The sequence below is a fragment of the Vibrio kasasachensis genome (assembly GCF_050337565.1).
In the GTDB taxonomy this organism is placed as follows: Bacteria; Pseudomonadota; Gammaproteobacteria; order Enterobacterales; family Vibrionaceae; genus Vibrio; species Vibrio kasasachensis.
The window spans coordinates 214433-230256 of record NZ_JAKJTB010000012.1 but is presented as its reverse complement, the minus strand read 5'-3'; the positions used below and the strand labels follow the sequence as shown (position 1 = coordinate 230256).

Annotated in this window: 14 protein-coding genes and 2 tRNA genes; 9 read left to right on the top strand and 7 right to left on the bottom strand. The window is 40.8% G+C overall.

What is annotated here, in order from left to right:
- Positions 1 to 13: 13 nt before the first annotated feature.
- Positions 14 to 334, bottom strand: coding sequence for an STAS domain-containing protein (locus L4C38_RS09880; RefSeq protein ID WP_428797384.1), 321 nt, complete (start codon positions 332 to 334; stop codon positions 14 to 16).
- A 387-nt stretch (positions 335 to 721) separates the two neighbouring features.
- Positions 722 to 1723, bottom strand: a complete 1002-nt coding sequence (locus L4C38_RS09875; protein WP_428797383.1) for a substrate-binding domain-containing protein — start codon at positions 1721 to 1723, stop codon at positions 722 to 724.
- Positions 1724 to 1943: 220 nt separating this feature from the next.
- Between L4C38_RS09875 and L4C38_RS09870 the strand changes: the two genes are divergently transcribed.
- From L4C38_RS09870 to fucO, 9 genes are all read left to right on the top strand, one after another.
- Positions 1944 to 3533, top strand: coding sequence for an FGGY-family carbohydrate kinase (locus L4C38_RS09870; RefSeq protein WP_428797382.1), 1590 nt, complete (start codon positions 1944 to 1946; stop codon positions 3531 to 3533).
- 10 nt (positions 3534 to 3543) lie between these two features.
- Positions 3544 to 5043 (top strand): sugar ABC transporter ATP-binding protein, encoded by a 1500-nt coding sequence (locus L4C38_RS09865; RefSeq protein ID WP_428797381.1) that lies wholly within the window; start codon positions 3544 to 3546, stop codon positions 5041 to 5043.
- A 4-nt stretch (positions 5044 to 5047) separates the two neighbouring features.
- The gene (locus L4C38_RS09860) at positions 5048 to 6043 is read left to right on the top strand and encodes an ABC transporter permease (protein ID WP_428797380.1); all 996 of its coding nucleotides are present in this window, start codon (positions 5048 to 5050) and stop codon (positions 6041 to 6043) included.
- Between the two features lie 87 nt (positions 6044 to 6130).
- Positions 6131 to 7081, top strand: coding sequence for an ABC transporter substrate-binding protein (locus L4C38_RS09855; protein WP_428797379.1), 951 nt, complete (start codon positions 6131 to 6133; stop codon positions 7079 to 7081).
- Between the two features lie 462 nt (positions 7082 to 7543).
- Positions 7544 to 9292 (top strand): L-fucose isomerase, encoded by a 1749-nt coding sequence (gene fucI / locus L4C38_RS09850; protein ID WP_428797378.1) that lies wholly within the window; start codon positions 7544 to 7546, stop codon positions 9290 to 9292.
- Between the two features lie 40 nt (positions 9293 to 9332).
- The gene (gene fucK, locus L4C38_RS09845; RefSeq protein ID WP_428797377.1) at positions 9333 to 10778 is read left to right on the top strand and encodes an L-fuculokinase; all 1446 of its coding nucleotides are present in this window, start codon (positions 9333 to 9335) and stop codon (positions 10776 to 10778) included.
- Positions 10771 to 11202, top strand: coding sequence for an L-fucose mutarotase (fucU, locus tag L4C38_RS09840; protein ID WP_428797376.1), 432 nt, complete (start codon positions 10771 to 10773; stop codon positions 11200 to 11202). Before fucK ends, fucU begins: the two co-directional genes overlap by 8 nt.
- A gap of 11 nt (positions 11203 to 11213) precedes the next feature.
- Positions 11214 to 11861, top strand: a complete 648-nt coding sequence (fucA, locus tag L4C38_RS09835) for an L-fuculose-phosphate aldolase (protein ID WP_428797375.1) — start codon at positions 11214 to 11216, stop codon at positions 11859 to 11861.
- A 13-nt stretch (positions 11862 to 11874) separates the two neighbouring features.
- Positions 11875 to 13023 (top strand): lactaldehyde reductase, encoded by a 1149-nt coding sequence (fucO, locus tag L4C38_RS09830; RefSeq protein ID WP_428797374.1) that lies wholly within the window; start codon positions 11875 to 11877, stop codon positions 13021 to 13023.
- Between the two features lie 131 nt (positions 13024 to 13154).
- Here the strand turns inward: fucO and L4C38_RS09825 are convergent, their stop codons facing one another.
- The 5 genes from L4C38_RS09825 to L4C38_RS09805 all read right to left on the bottom strand — a co-directional run bounded on the left by L4C38_RS09825 (position 13155) and on the right by L4C38_RS09805 (position 15709).
- A complete protein-coding gene (locus tag L4C38_RS09825) occupies positions 13155 to 13280 on the bottom strand; it encodes a hypothetical protein (RefSeq protein WP_428797373.1) in 126 nt (41 codons plus the stop codon).
- Positions 13281 to 13395: 115 nt separating this feature from the next.
- The gene (locus L4C38_RS09820) at positions 13396 to 14052 is read right to left on the bottom strand and encodes a response regulator transcription factor (RefSeq protein ID WP_428797372.1); all 657 of its coding nucleotides are present in this window, start codon (positions 14050 to 14052) and stop codon (positions 13396 to 13398) included.
- 133 nt (positions 14053 to 14185) lie between these two features.
- Entirely contained in the window at positions 14186 to 14890 is a 705-nt protein-coding gene (locus L4C38_RS09815; RefSeq protein WP_428797371.1) for a hypothetical protein, read from the bottom strand.
- A 619-nt stretch (positions 14891 to 15509) separates the two neighbouring features.
- A tRNA-Val gene (locus tag L4C38_RS09810) sits at positions 15510 to 15586 on the bottom strand.
- 46 nt (positions 15587 to 15632) lie between these two features.
- A tRNA-Val gene (locus L4C38_RS09805) sits at positions 15633 to 15709 on the bottom strand.
- Positions 15710 to 15824: the final 115 nt, after the last annotated feature.

The following is a 15824-nucleotide window of genomic DNA, read 5'->3' as shown; positions in this document are numbered from 1 at the left end:
CTGCCCTTTATAATTAGTATTCATTTGAGTTCACTGGAATCGCTTTGTCGATGCGCAGAAGGCTGATGATTTCAAGAGGTTGCCCTGTGACACGTTCGATTCTCATTGTGCGTTGCTTTTCAACTAGTCTCTTATATAAATACACTAGTGCACCAACACCAGAAGGATCAAGAAATTGTACGTTTCTAAAGTCGACTTCGACCTCGCTATGGCTTTGATTTGCAATTATATCGTCGATCTGAGGTTGAGCACTTCGACTACCATCAGCATCTAAATTGCCGTTAATAACCAGCTTTAACGTCGTACCAGTGATTTCAATTCTATGTAGTTCCATGTTCGTTCTCCTCAGTGTTTAGGATAACTAGGGCATAGACCGTGCCAAAAAATTAAATTTAGTAATTACAATAAGATAAAACTTGTCCATTTACTTTTGTCACTTTTGAAGAAGTAAATTCTCAATTTGAGAATCAAAAAAAAAAGGCAAATGGAGTTTGGCTGTCAAACAACGCAATAGCTATTGAGGGAGGATGGGATCGGGAAGGACAGAAACAACAAAGCCCAATTTTGTTCATGGTCATAAAGGGCGTATTTGGCGGGTCTAGGCGAACACGCACCCGACCCAGCCATATCAAGGATATTACTAAATTACATCAATCTATCGATTAATATAAAAGTTGTATCTCTTCCAATTTTTACGCCCCCTAGCACTGTTAATAGCTGGCTAGTTCCTAATAATCAGCGTTGTTGGGATGACCAATTTTGTATTGATATTCTCTTTGTTGTCGATTTGTTCTCCAATCAAAGAGCAAGCATTTTTGGCTATGCTAACAGCATCCTGTTTCGCAGAAATGACAGAGTTAGGTAAGAACTCTAACATTGTGTGGTCATCAAACGTACCGATGATCACTGATGTAGGAATGGTGCCTTTATGTGATTTAATGAAATGTAACGCCCCTTCTAATATGGGTAAGGAAGAAAAAACGATGGACTCCGGGAAGCGATTGAGTTCTTCAAATAGAGATTGCATACCGTTATAACCGTCTTCAAAGGTACTGTTGGTGACAGCGTGTAACCAGTTTGATACCGGAGAAAGGTTGTGGTTTTTATAACTATCGATGAAACCTTGTAAACGGGAACGAATACTAGGGAGGTTGCAATCACCACTAATGACATAGATTTCAGATACTTGTTTTGCCAAGATTTGATCGGTGATTTCAAGGAATCCTTGGTAGTTGTCACTAACAATAGTCGATTGGTTTTCTATCTGATAATCCCGATCTAAAAATATAATTGGCTTATTATTGTATTTTTTAATGGTATCTTTCTGTTGTTGCTTTGAGTTTGGTACAATAAATAAACCGTCGACACCACGTTCGATTAAATTTCGTGTTACCTCAGTTTCTTTATCATCTCGATCATAAGAAGATGCAGTAATTAGTTGAAATCCTGATTTATTGCACTCTTTTTCTAAACACTCGATTAACGATGAGAAAAATATATTTGTTATCCTTGGGACCACTAAGCCTAGCGTGTTTGTTTTTTTTAGTTTTAGGTTTCTTGCTGTTTGATTTACCGTAATTCCATGCTCTTCTATAAAATTCAACACTCTAGATTGAGTTTTCGTTGAAATACGATATTTATCTGCTTTGCCATTATAAACTAGCTTAACTGTCGTAATAGAAACGCCTAAGTTATTGGCGATTTGTTCAATTGTCATAGCCATTTTTTATATTCGCTTCTTATATTCTACCTAATGTTCTCACTTTCAAATGAAAAACATATTGTGCATTAACGCATGTTTTATCAGACGTGCATTGCGCTTATCAAGCGTTATATCACATTTCACCGATCTGTACATTGTGTGTTCAACTTTCCGTTGCTATAAATTTGCTAACACGAGTTAGCAGGCTATATTTTGAGCGTATTCCAAAGGGAGTTGATAAATGAGTAACTATCTGGTCGGTGTGGATGTTGGTTCTGGAAGCGCGAGAGCGGGCGTATTTGACCAAACGGGACGCAAATTAGGCATGGCTGTTTGCCCAATAATACAATTCAGACCTAAGAAAGATCATGTGGAACAATCCTCTTCTGATATATGGAATCAAGTTTGTAAAGTAGTTAAAGATGCCATAAATGAGAGTGGTGTTGACCCTGAAGATATATCTGGCATTGGTTTTGATGCAACATGCTCACTTGTCGCTTTAGATGCTGAAAATAAACAAACTACTATTTCTATAACGAACGATAACAACCAGAATGTAATAATGTGGATGGATCATCGTGCTATTAATGAAGCGAATGAAATAAATTCTACTGCTGATGATGCATTGAAGTTTGTCGGCGGTGAAGTTAGCCCTGAAATGGAGCTTCCTAAGATTTTATGGTTAAAAAAACACGCGTATGATCAATATCAAAATATTGATAAGTTGTTTGATTTAGCAGACTTTCTTGTATTTAAAGCGACAGGGAATCCTGTTCGAAGCGTCTGTACAAAAAGCTGTAAATGGAATTACCTAGCACATCAAAGTGATTGGGCTCACTCTCTTTTAGAAAAAATCAATTTAACCGATATTATTACTGACAACAAAGTTGTTGGTCCTATTGCGGACCTTGGCGTTAGTGCTGGTCATCTTAGCAAATTTGCTGCGTTTGAATTAGGTCTCACGACAAAAACAGTCGTATCGACAGGTATTATCGATGCACATGCTGGCGGTTTAGCCATTATTGGTGATGAACCAGAATCCACATTGGCCATTATCGGGGGGACTTCTTCTTGCCACATGGCTGTTACTAAAACAGAAACTTACGTTCCAGGTGTTTGGGGTCCTTACTGGGGAGCGATGCTTCCAGAGTATTGGTTACTAGAGGGAGGTCAAAGTGCTGCTGGTGCTTTGGTTGATCACGTGATTCGAAGCTCTTCCGAATACGAACCGCTGAGACAACGAGCGGAAGTTGAAAAGCGTACTGTCTATGAAGTTTTAAATCAAAAAGTTCTTGAGCTAGAGAATGAAACCCCAAGCCTCATGGCTGAATTTCATATGCTGGGTTATCACCATGGAAATCGTTCACCGCGCGCAAACCCAACACTAAAAGGCATGGTGACGGGTCTTAGTCTCGAAGAAAGCTTGGATGCTCTGGCGATTGAATATTTAGCTGCGATCCAATCAGTCTCTTATGGTACTCGCCATATTATCGATGTCATGCGTAAAAATGGACATGAAATAACAAAGATAACCATGTGTGGCGGCGGTACCAAAAATCCTATATGGCTTAGAGAACACGCCAATATTACGGGGTGCCATGTAGTTCTTTCTGAAGAGCCTGAAGCGGTTATATTAGGTGCGGCAATGCTGGGTGCCACCGCTAGTGGGGTATATCCAAGCTTGATGGAAGCAGTAAAAAATATGGGGCGAGAGGGCAAACGTATAAACCCCGATGTGACTCATAAGGATTTTCATGATGCCAAATATAAAGTGTTCTTAGAAATGCACGAAGACCAAATGAAATACAAAAACATGATGGCTGAAATCTAGGAGGCGGTATATGGATTCAATAATTATACAAATGACAGGGATTACCAAGCGCTTCCCAGGTGTATTAGCTCTTGATAATGTAAGTTTCAATCTTAAAAAAGGTGAGGTTCATGCGTTACTTGGAGAAAATGGTGCGGGCAAATCTACCTTAATGAAAATACTTTCAGGGGTTCATATCCCCGATGACGGTCATATTGTTTACGAAGGTAAAAATGTGACTTTTAACAGCCCTATTTCGGCGTTAGAGAAAGGTATTGCAATCATTCACCAAGAATTCAACTTGTTTCCAGAACTGACTGTAGCTGAAAACATATTCATTGGTAGAGAATTCACAGGAAGCAATAAGTGGGTTCTTGATGACCAATCTCAGAATAAGGCAACCAAAGTACTGTTGGATAAACTGAATCTCGATATTCAACCCGACACATTAGTAGAACAACTAACGGTTGCCCAACAGCAAATGGTAGAAATTGCTAAAGCGTTATCCGTAAATGCGAAAGTGTTGATCATGGATGAACCAACAGCGGCGTTGACTGAGTCTGAAATTGAAAGCTTATTTCAAGTCACCAATATGCTGAAATCTCAGGGAGTCGGCATCGTTTACATTTCACACCGCCTTGAGGAACTCGCCTTGATTGCTGACCGAGCGACGGTTATGCGTGATGGGACTTTCATTAGTACAGTGGATTATCACACCGTCAAAGTCGATGACCTCATTGCAATGATGGTCGGTCGTGACCTTGGAGATATTTATCCTAAACGAGCAAATGAACCCACAGAGGAAATTGTTCTCGAAGTTAATAAACTAACGAGAAAAGGCGTCATCAATGACATCAGTTTCAAACTAAAACGGGGTGAAATTTTAGGTTTCTCTGGTCTTATGGGCGCAGGAAGATCGGAAGTGGCACGTGCAATTTTTGGTGCTGATCCCATTGATAGCGGTGAGATAAAATTATTTGGTAAGCCGGTTAAGATTAAAAATGTTCATGAAGCCATTTCGCTTGGAATTGCCTATCTAACAGAAGATAGGAAGAAAGATGGTTTGGCTTTAGGGATGTCAGTGAAAGACAACATAATGTTGAGTAGTTTTAATGATTATTCCAATATTGCTGGAATTATCGATGAGTTATCGTCTACGAATATTTCGCAAGAACTTAAAGACAAATTAAGGATAAAAACACCAGATTTGGAACAGTTGGCAGGTAATCTTAGTGGCGGTAACCAACAGAAAATCATTATTGCGAAGTGGATATGTAAAAATACTGAAATATTAATATTTGATGAACCAACTCGAGGAATTGATGTTGGCGCTAAGTTGGAAATTTACGAATTAATTAACCAACTAACTAAGCAAGGCAAATCAGTAATAGTGATTTCGTCTGAACTTCCTGAAGTGCTAGGGATGTGCGACCGAATTCTGGTTATGCGTAATGGTAATATCACAGGAGAGCTCCAAGCGGAAGAAGCAAGTCAACAAAATATCATGAAATATGCAACTTTAGAGGGATAATAAAATGAGTAGTGATACTAGTGCTGTTAAGAAAGATATTGCTCCAGCGCAAAAGAAGAATCTTATTGATAAAGAGTTAATAATGAAGCTCGCGCCATTAATTAGTCTTGTCATATTAATGATATTTTTTAGTCTTGGTACACCCTATTTTTTAAACTTTGACAACCTATTAACGGTAGCGTTGCAAACCGCGGTGATCGGTATTATCGCAATCGGTGCAACTTATGTCATCATTACATCTGGTATCGACCTTTCGGTTGGTTCTGTGATGGCATTTTCAGGTGTCGCAGTGGGATTAGCCGCTTCAGTAGGTTTACCATTACCAGTGTGTGTGTTAATCGGCGCGTTAGCCGGTGCTGCATGTGGTGCTGTTAATGGAGCATTGATCACTCGATTGGCTATTCCACCCTTTATCGCGACATTAGGTCTGATGATGTCTATTCGTGGCATTAACTTAGTTCTAACTGATGGGCGAGCTCTCTATTTTACTGAATACCCAACTTTTAAATTAATTGCGCAAGGTAAACTATTTGATGTAATCCCTTACCCAGTTATCTATTTCGGTATATTAGCTTTAATTGCTGCATATATTCTAAAAAAAACCATCATTGGTCGTTATATTTACGCTGTTGGTAGCAGTGAAGATGCAGCGCACTTATCAGGAATAAAAGTTGACCGCGTTAAAATGTTTGTTTATGCATTCTGTGGATTAATGACAGGTATCGCCGGCGTAATTATTACATCTCGATTGAATTCTGGTCAACCAACAGCAGGTGTTGGGTACGAACTTGAAGCGATTGCTGCAGTAATCATTGGTGGCACGAGCCTAATGGGTGGTATCGGTACGATTGGAGGTACAATTATTGGAGCGTTCATCATGAGCATTTTAAAAAATGGCTTAAACCTGATGGGTGTTTCACAATTTTGGCAAATGGTTGCAATGGGTGCAGTTGTTATTGCAGCGGTTTACTTAGATACACTAAGAAAGAAAATAAAGTAGTTAGATATACCTAAATAATGTTCTATTTAATAACTGATTCTATTAATTAAGAGATAAGCCCTACAATATAATATTGGAGAATTTAGAATGAAATCAATAAAACTCACTTTACTCGCCACAATAGCAATGGTTGGAATGGGTACAGCACAAGCAAAAGATGACATTTATATTCCGGTCGTTAGTAAAGGTTATCAACACGAGTTTTGGCAAACGGTTAAATTAGGTTCAGATACAGCAGCGAAAGAACTGGGTGTTAAAACGAGTTTTGTCGGCCCCGCTGCAGAAACTCAAGTTTCAGAGCAAATTCAGTTGATGGAAGATATGATGGCTCGTCGACCTGATGCTATTTTGCTTGCTGCTCTTGACTCTAACGCGCTTGTTATTCCGGTTGAAGAGGCGAAATCAAGAGGCATTGAGATCGCAACGTTTGACTCTGGTATTAACTCCGACATTCCAAAAAGCTTTATTGCCACAAATAACATTAAAGCAGGTGCAGATGCTGCGACAACCCTAGCGAATATGATTGATGGAAAGGGCAAAGTAGGCATTATTGCCCACGTTGCTGGTACTCAAAGTGCCGTCGAACGTTCGCAGGGTTTTATTGATGCAATAGCAGAAAAATATCCAAATATTGAGGTGTTAGAAGTTCAATACAGTGACGGTGACCCTCAAAAAGCCATGGATAAAACCATTGACATGGTTCGAGCTAATCCAGACCTAGCGGCTGTTTATGCGACGAATGAAGGGGCGACTTTAGGTGTTGCGAATGCAATAGACAGCCTTGGCTTAGCAGGCGAACTTAAAGTAATGGGTTTTGATAATACCGAAGGTATTATTGCGTTTCTTAAAGCTGGAACAATTCAAGGTTTCGTTGTCCAAGATGCTTATCAAATCGGTTATCAAGGTTTAACGACGCTTTACAATGTATTGGAAGGTAAAAAAGTATCTAATATCATCGATATTCCTGTAAAAGTGGTAACGATGGATAATATCGATAACCCAGATATGCACACTTTACTTTATCCATTTGGTAAGTAACCGTCTGATAGACTGCATTAGCTAAATAGGAAAGGGAGCGATATCAAATATACTCTCTTTCCTAATCAAGGTTTCTTGTATTAAATTTGTATCCTAGTTAAGGCGTTGATAACGTGCGATTGTTATATTGTCTGACTTATTTTCTATGGAATAAGTAAGTGTTAATTAATTATCAAAAATGTGGCAATTGCTATAAGTGATAGAATTTTGATGTGTATTTTAAGTGGTGAGTATTGCGCAGGATATACTTTAATTAAATGACGATTCTTAAAAACTTTAGTTAGGAAGCCAACAACAAAGTCATGATTATTACGTATTTGAATGCGTGTTTTTAAATTCTTGTTGAAAGTGATAATTAATTGTAAATCTTAGTAATAAATGTACTGGTTTTTTTCTTCGAATTAATACGTAGGAAATTTAATTAGTGTCGTTAAAATTAACGTGAAATAAGAGAATATTAAAATGAGCAACTTAGTTAAAATCGGTATTCGCCCAACTATTGATGGTCGTCGTCTTGGTGTTCGTGAGTCTCTTGAAGAGCAAACAATGAACATGGCTAAGAACCTGGCCAAATTTATTAATGACAATGTTAAGCACGCTAACGGCGTAAATGTAGAATGTGTCATTGCAGATTCGACAATTGGCGGCGTTGCCGAGTCCGCAGCCTGTGCTGACCAATTTAAACGTGAAAATGTTGGGTTATCCATCACTGTAACACCTTGCTGGTGTTATGGAACCTCAACCATTGATATGGACCCACATATGCCAAAGGCAATTTGGGGTTTTAATGGTACCGAGCGTCCAGGGGCGGTGTATTTGGCCGCTGCAATGGCAGGGCACTCACAAGTTGGCTTGCCTGCTTTTTCTATTTACGGGGAAGAAGTGCAAGACAAGGACGACACGTCAATTCCTCATGACGTGCAACTGAAAATTTTGCGTTTCTGTCGAGCTGGTCTTACGGTTGCGAGTATTCGCGGTAAGTCGTACTTATCAATGGGTTCTGTTTCAATGGGTATTGCAGGTTCGATTGTTGACCAAGCATTCTTCCAGCATTACCTAGGCATGCGAAATGAGTACGTCGATATGACGGAAATTAAACGCCGCCTTGACCGTGAGATCTTTGATAAAGAAGAGTTTGAATTAGCGCTTGGATGGACGAAAGAACATTGCCAGGAAGGTAAGGATTACAACAAGATCTCAATGACGGCGGAACGCAAAGAACAAGATTGGGAAACTGTAGTGAAGATGACCATGATTATGCGTGACATGATGCAAGGTAATCCGAAACTAGCGGAAATAGGATTTGGTGAGGAGGCGATGGGCTATAACGCCGTCGCTGGTGGTTTCCAAGGTCAACGTCATTGGACAGATCATCTACCTAATGGTGATTTCAGCGAAGCTATCCTCAATTCATCATTTGATTGGAATGGCGTTCGTGAACCGTTTGTTATTGCAACTGAAAATGACTGTTTGAACGGCGTGAATATGTTGTTTGGTAAAATGCTGACTGGTCAAGCACAAATATTCTGTGATGTACGTACCTACTGGTCTCAAGACTCTGTTGAACGCGTAAGCGGTTACCGTCCTGAAGCAGGTTTCATCCATTTAGTTAACTCAGGTTCTGCAGCATTAGATGGATGCGGTGAATCACGCGACGAGAAGGGTGATTCGGTAATAAAACCACATTGGGATATGACTGCACAAGACGCAGAAGCGTGCTTGAGCGCGACGAAATGGCCACCTGCAGATGTTGAATATTTCCGCGGCGGCGGCTTCTCGTCAAATTTCCTAACTCATGGCGGTATGCCATTTACGATGCACCGAATCAATATCATTAAAGGTGTTGGACCTGTGCTTCAAATTGCCGAGGGGCATTCAGTAGCGCTGCCACAAGAAGTCTATGAAACTTTAAATGAACGAACCAACCCTACGTGGCCAACAACTTGGTTTGTGCCACGTCTAAATGGTGAGGGTGCATTTAAAGACGTGTATTCCGTGATGGCAAATTGGGGCGCGAATCATTGCGTCATCTCATCAGGCCACGTAGGCGCAGATCTGATTACACTGGCATCTATGCTGCGTATTCCAGTTGCGATGCATAACGTGGATGGGGGAGATGTATTCCGTCCTCATACATGGAGTGCATTTGGACAGGATAAAGAAGGGCAAGACTACCGTGCTTGCGCAAACTTCGGTCCTCTGTACAAGTAACCGTAATGGGCGGGATATTCCCGCCCAACTAGGAGTTCCTATGTCAGTAGTGATTGTTTTAGATTGTGGTGCGACCAACCTCCGTGCCATCGCAATTGACCCTAAGGGAAACATTGTTGCTTCTCACTTCATTAAAAATGCGACTAAGCATGATAAGAAAAACCACGATTTGCATGTGTGGGATTTTGAAGAGATTTGGCAAAAGCTGGTCAAATGTGCGCAACACGTAATTAGTGAAGTTGGAGGCGAGAATGTTGTGGCTTTTACTGTGACAACATTTGGGGTTGATGGTGCGCCGTTCGATAGTTGTGGTCAGCAGATTTATCCCATCATCTCTTGGAAGTGTCCTCGAACCATTCCTATGATGAAGCTGGTCGAAAAAGAACTGGATCGCCTTGATCTCTATCGTAATAACGGAATTGGTGATTATAGCTTTAATACCTTATACAAATTACGTTGGCTTAAAGAGTATGAACCAGAAACGTACTCGAATATGGATAAGTTTGTCTTCATTTCCTCAATGATCACACACAAGCTGACCGAGGTCTTGAGTACAGACTTTACCATGGCAGGAACGTCCATGATGACCAGCCTCGACAATGGAGGTTGGAATCATCAAGTACTGAATTATTTGGATCTGACAGACAGCAGTTTCCCTCAATTTGTGATGGCGGGTGAATCAGTTGGTGTCGTTAGCCCAAGTATTGGTGAGTTGTTCGGCGTGCGTTCTGATACGCCAGTCATTTCAGCAGGACACGATACTCAGTTTGCGTTGGTTGGCTCTGGTGCCGAAGAAAATCAAGCATTCTTAAGTTCAGGTACATGGGAAATATTAATGGCGCGTAGCCAGCGCCCAGCGTTAAACCAACAAGCTCTTGAAAATGGCGTTACTGTAGAACTGGACTCAGTCAGGGGGTTATATAACCCAGCAACGCAGTGGTTATCAAGTGCTGTTGTTGAGTGGGTAGCAAGCCAATTTTTTGCCATCGAACAAAGCAATGGCAACTTGTACGCAACCATGATTAAAGAAGCACAAGAAGCGGGTGCTGGTGGAGTAGTCTTTACGCCTAGTTTTAACACCGATTCAGATGGGGTCGGGCAAGGCGCTATTGAAGGGTTGTCGATTCATACCACTAGAGGGCAAATTATCCGAGCGGTCTTTGAGGGATTGAGTGGACAGCTTAAGCAACGTTTTGATTATTTGAATCAGCTCTGCCATCTCAATGACGGTCCGGTGGTGGCGGTGGGTGGTGGTACCAAAAATACGTTATGGAATCAACTACGAGCCGATGCTCTGCAGCGACCTTTGCACATTGTTGAGCAGACTGAAGCGACGGTTATTGGTGCAGCGATGTTCGCATTTTACGGCGCAGGGCATTATCCGAGCATACAAATAGCGCAACAGAATATGAAGCCGTCGTTACGAGTAGTTAACCCACAGTTGATCGCGCAAACCAACACAGTAAAGGAGAGTAGTTATGCTTAAAGGTATTCATCCGGCTATTTCGCCATCCTTGTTAGCGACCTTATCTGAAATGGGGCACGGTGATGAGATTTTGTTTGCCGATGCACATTTTCCCGCACATACCTTTAGCCAAAATGTCATTCGTTGTGACGGAGTAGGAGTGGATACCTTGTTGGCAGGTGTAACGCCACTGTTCGAATTAGATCAATACGTACCGCAACCTCTTATCATGATGCAAGCAGTAGCGGGCGATGAGCTTGATGCATCAGTAGAAGAGAAGTATCTCCACTCTATGTCAGAAGCTAACGTGACAGTAGAGCACATAGAAAGAGTTGAACGTTTTGCTTTCTACGAGCGAGTGAAACAGTGCTACGCCGTCGTGCTGACGGGTGAAACGGCAAAATATGGAAACATTATCCTCAAAAAAGGCGTGACTAGTATTTAAGGAATATGAAAATGAATCGAGTAGAACTTTCACAACAAATTATCGACACTTGCCTAGAAATGACACGTTTAGGCTTGAACCAAGGAACAGCCGGTAACATTAGCGTACGTTTTGACAACGGAATGTTGATTACTCCAACAGGAATTCCATACGAAAAACTCACGCCAGATCATATCGTTTATGTTGCTCAAGACGGTAGCTTTGAAGAGGGTAAATTGCCATCGTCTGAGTGGTTGTTCCATCTGATCTGCTACAAGCAACGTGGTGATATTAATGCAGTTGTACATAACCATGCAATTAACTGCGCAGCAGTGTCAATTTTGAATAAATCCATTCCAGCTATTCACTATATGGTTGCCGTTTCTGGAACAACTGAAATTCCTTGTGTTCCTTACGCAACATTTGGTAGTACGAAACTCGCGGAATATGTCGAAGCGGGCATCACGAAAAGTAAAGCGATATTGCTGCAACATCACGGTTTGATTGCAGGTGAAGTGAACTTAGAGAAAGCACTTTGGTTGGCACATGAAGTAGAGGTCTTAGCCGACCTATATTTAAAAGTACTCGCGATTACACCTGAAGCACCGGTATTAGATGATGAATCAATGCAAGTGGTACTTGAAAAATTCAAGTCTTACGGCTTGCGCGTAGAAAAGTAAGGGAGTTATTAAAATGGCATTTGCACTAAATTTACCTAAGTTAAGTTATTCAGGTGTTGGCGCAGTTGATGACGCAATTACTTCATTAACTCAGCAACCAGTAACGCGTGTCTTGGTTGTTACCGACAAGAACCTTGTTGAGTTGGGGATTTTAGACCATTTATTTGAGTTACTTGACCAAACAGCAATTGATTATGTGTTATTTGATAGAGTGACGCCAAATCCAACGGCAACACTCGTTCGAGAAGGGTTGGCGATTTATACAGAGTCCGGATGTGACTGTCTTATCGCAGTGGGTGGTGGTAGCCCTGTGGATTGTGCAAAAGCAATTCGTATTGTTGCTTCAAACCCGGGTGATATCGTCGATTATGATGGTGTCGGTAAAGTGAAGAACGCTGGTAATTTTTTTATTGCTATCAACACTACCGCTGGTACAGCTGCAGAAATGACCTCCAATTCTGTAATTACGGATGAGCTACGCCAAGTGAAAATGGTGATCATTGATGCAAAGCAAATACCTGATATTGCGGTTAATGATCCAACACTAATGGTTAACTTACCACCACACGTCACGGCTGCAACAGGGATGGATGCACTTACACATGCGGTTGAAGCCTATGTGACACCTGGTGCGCACGCACTGACTAAGCCGACTGCGTTGGAAGCAATCAAACTGATCGCACAATGGTTACCTGTCGCTGTGGAAGATGGCAAAAACATTGAAGCGCGCGAACAATTGGCAAATGCCCAGTTTTTAGCAGGAATGGCCTTCAACAGTGCTGGCTTAGGCTTAGTTCACGCTATGGCACATCAACCTGGCGCGACGCATAACCTACCTCATGGCGTATGTAATGCGATTCTTTTACCACAAGTGTGTGCATTCAATGCAGAAAAATTTCCAGAGCGTTTCCGTGACATTGCCCAAGTTATGGGCGGGGATACACTTGGTCTAGACAATAAACAAGCGGCAGATCTTGCTGTGGATCTGATTCGTAATTTATCAAGTCGTGTTGGCATTCCAACAGGCTTGGCGACGTTAGGTATTAACAAAGAAGATTGCCATAATTGGATTGAGAAAGTACTTGCCGATCCATGCTTGGGTGGCAACCCGCGTCAGCCTACGCCGGAAGAAATAGAAGAGCTGTATTGCGCTTGCCTCTAATGGGTGAGTAAACGTCATTATATCAAATAGGCCTCTACTTCCATTACGCTAGTGGGTAACGGAAGTAGAGGCTCAATTGTATATACAAAGTGATGTTTGCTGTGGTCAACAATTTCCGGACAGTAAATGATTTACTTAACCTGTTGGCACACCATCATTGTATGCATGAGGTCGTTGCCAGTTGTAGTAATTCGTTCAATAGCGGTATAAGTATTGGCGGAACAAACGACTTGCGTCTTGGCTTCTGTAGTCAGCATGGTAGCTTCCATTGAAGAAGTAGCGACGGAGGGATTTTTGAGTTAATAAATGGATGTTAATCTTAATTATTTGTTCGTAAAACAAAATATTTTCAATAATGATGTTCACAATGATTTAAGAGAGTTTCAGTCTATAGCCAACTTTATAAAGTGTTTCGATTTTAATACCGGGAAGTTTATCCCTTAGATGTCGTATATGTGTATCCATGGTACGAGTTGTTGGATAATTATTATAGCCCCAAACATGTTCAAGGAGTTCGTTCCTTGTAAAAACACACCCAATATTACTTGCAAGAAATAAAAGCAACTCAAACTCCATTCGGGTTAAATCAATACGTTGATTAAAATGGAAAACTTGCTGCTTGATTTTATCAATAGTCAAATCGTTGAGCACTATTATATTCTCGTTAGTGCTATCATAACATCTGAGCTTTGCCTTAATTCTGGACAATAATTCATATTCTGAAAATGGCTTAGATAAATAGTCATCAGCCCCAAAATCTAAACCAGAAACCTTATCCTTCACAGAACATAATGATGAAACTACGATGATCGGAATATTTTTTCGATTCTTCCAATCGAGTAATCGTGATATTGAATCACCATCAGGGAGTTGGCGGTCTACAATAGCAATATCGGCATCCTGCCAATATAGACTAACATCTGAAAGACAATTTGATACTAAGCATTCATAGCCAGATTTAGTTAGTATCTTTATCAGACCTTCTGCTAGATTCCGATCATCTTCAACCAAAAGGATCTTTTTCTTCATGAAACGCCTCACTTGTAAACATTTCTAAAGTTATGCTTTGAACTATCAATTAAGCCTAAAGGTAAGGTTAGTGCTTTATTAAAATCCAAAGCATAACAAGCTTTAACGTCCATCCTTAAATAGCATTCTACTTTTAGCTGAGAGCACTGAAATCATCCACAACATCACTTAAACATTCAGGTGACGTTGAACCATCAGGGCACTCACTCGGCAGTTGTTCCTCATCTGTCGACGTTAGTACAAATTGCTCATCGCTATTGCCTATACATTCAGGTGATGTTGAACCATCAGGGCACTCAGTCGGCAGTTCTTCCTCATCTGTGTACGTTAGTACAAATTGCTCATCGCTATTGCCTGTACATTCAGGTGACGTTGAACCATCAGGGCACTCAGTCGGCAGTTCTTCCTCATCTGTGTACGTTAGTACAAATTGCTCATCGCTATTGCCTGTACATTCAGGTGACGTTGAACCATCAGGGCACTCAGTCGGCAGCTCTTCCTCATCTGTGTACGTTAGTACAAATTGCTCATCACTATTGCCTATACATTCAGGTGATGTTGAACCATCAGGGCATTCTTTCGGCTGTTCTTCAGAGACTGGTGCTGACTCAAACGAAAAACTGTCTTTCGGGTTTTTAGTACATTCATCACTTGATGATAACGATCCATCAGGACAAATTATTGATAGATCTTTTGTATCATTGCGATTAAGCGCTGAAGCATCACTAGTTTTTATTACATTTTCAATATTGCCGGTAATTAAATTATCTGCGGATACCTCATAAGGGAGAACGAGTGATAGTGCTAACGCACTTATTGAATATTTTAGATCAATCATGACAAATACCTCTTTCTTAATGGGTACACACATTATCAATCAAATCGAAACTACCAATGTCTTTGTTGAAACATAATATTGTCATGAAGTTGTGTATTCTTATTTTCCAACTTAATAACTGATTTTAACTAGTTACGTATTCCAATATTATTATGGGTGCGTTTCGAATTCGTATTCAAAGAGAGTACTACTAATATGGTTAACGATTGGATGGTCACTATCGTGCTAGGCATCCCTAACTCTGTCAGAATATTTAATGCTTTTGTCATACGTAGGTTTCTCCGGTCTAAACGTTTTTCCAGTGTTATGCTTTTTATTTTCTACTCACCCTCACCACAGACCCGCTGCATCAACGAGTAAGTGTTGTATCGTATGTCTTGAATGAAATATAGACCGAGCATGACAACGGCAGTTCAATGAGCTTGAAAGTAGAAGTGATATACCCGTGTGAAATTTTCAACGGTATTAAAGTTATTAGCTTGTTAATGAAAGCTATTCAGTATCTAAGGGGTAGTGTAATGAGAGTATATTACTTAATAACAGGATAGATTATTCCTGATCGCAAGATACAACAAAGCCCGCAAAAAGCGGGCTTTGTGCTTGTTCATAAGAACGAATATGGTGGATCCGGGCGAATTCGAATCGCCGACCCCCGCCATGTCAAGGCGATACTCTAACCAACTGAGCTACGGATCCAAAATGTTCTCTGCATTGCTAGCTAAATAACGATGCTTTTCAAGGATGGTGGGTCCGACCAGATTCGAACTGGTGACCCCCGCCATGTCAAGGCGGTACTCTAACCAACTGAGCTACGGACCCATCCCCTAAGAACGAAATGGATATTACCCACAGTTGTTTGAGGGTGCAAGAGTATTTTCTTTGTTTTTTAGCTGTTTGGCGTAGTTATGTTCGGTTTGTTTGAATTTCATTCTAT

Excerpts from the sequence above, each read along its gene's own strand:
- L4C38_RS09865 (WP_428797381.1), top strand. The coding sequence starts at position 3,544 with ATGGATTCAATAATTATACAAATGACAGGGATTACCAAGCGCTTCCCA.
- fucK (WP_428797377.1), top strand. The coding sequence starts at position 9,333 with ATGTCAGTAGTGATTGTTTTAGATTGTGGTGCGACCAACCTCCGTGCC.
- L4C38_RS09855 (WP_428797379.1), top strand. The coding sequence starts at position 6,131 with ATGAAATCAATAAAACTCACTTTACTCGCCACAATAGCAATGGTTGGA.
- L4C38_RS09860 (WP_428797380.1), top strand. The coding sequence starts at position 5,048 with ATGAGTAGTGATACTAGTGCTGTTAAGAAAGATATTGCTCCAGCGCAA.
- fucO (WP_428797374.1), top strand. The coding sequence starts at position 11,875 with ATGGCATTTGCACTAAATTTACCTAAGTTAAGTTATTCAGGTGTTGGC.
- fucU (WP_428797376.1), top strand. The coding sequence starts at position 10,771 with ATGCTTAAAGGTATTCATCCGGCTATTTCGCCATCCTTGTTAGCGACC.
- L4C38_RS09875 (WP_428797383.1), bottom strand. The coding sequence starts at position 1,723 with ATGGCTATGACAATTGAACAAATCGCCAATAACTTAGGCGTTTCTATT.
- L4C38_RS09825 (WP_428797373.1), bottom strand. The coding sequence starts at position 13,280 with ATGCTGACTACAGAAGCCAAGACGCAAGTCGTTTGTTCCGCCAATACT.
- L4C38_RS09870 (WP_428797382.1), top strand. The coding sequence starts at position 1,944 with ATGAGTAACTATCTGGTCGGTGTGGATGTTGGTTCTGGAAGCGCGAGA.
- fucI (WP_428797378.1), top strand. The coding sequence starts at position 7,544 with ATGAGCAACTTAGTTAAAATCGGTATTCGCCCAACTATTGATGGTCGT.
- L4C38_RS09880 (WP_428797384.1), bottom strand. The coding sequence starts at position 334 with ATGGAACTACATAGAATTGAAATCACTGGTACGACGTTAAAGCTGGTT.
- L4C38_RS09815 (WP_428797371.1), bottom strand. The coding sequence starts at position 14,890 with ATGATTGATCTAAAATATTCAATAAGTGCGTTAGCACTATCACTCGTT.
- L4C38_RS09820 (WP_428797372.1), bottom strand. The coding sequence starts at position 14,052 with ATGAAGAAAAAGATCCTTTTGGTTGAAGATGATCGGAATCTAGCAGAA.
- fucA (WP_428797375.1), top strand. The coding sequence starts at position 11,214 with ATGAATCGAGTAGAACTTTCACAACAAATTATCGACACTTGCCTAGAA.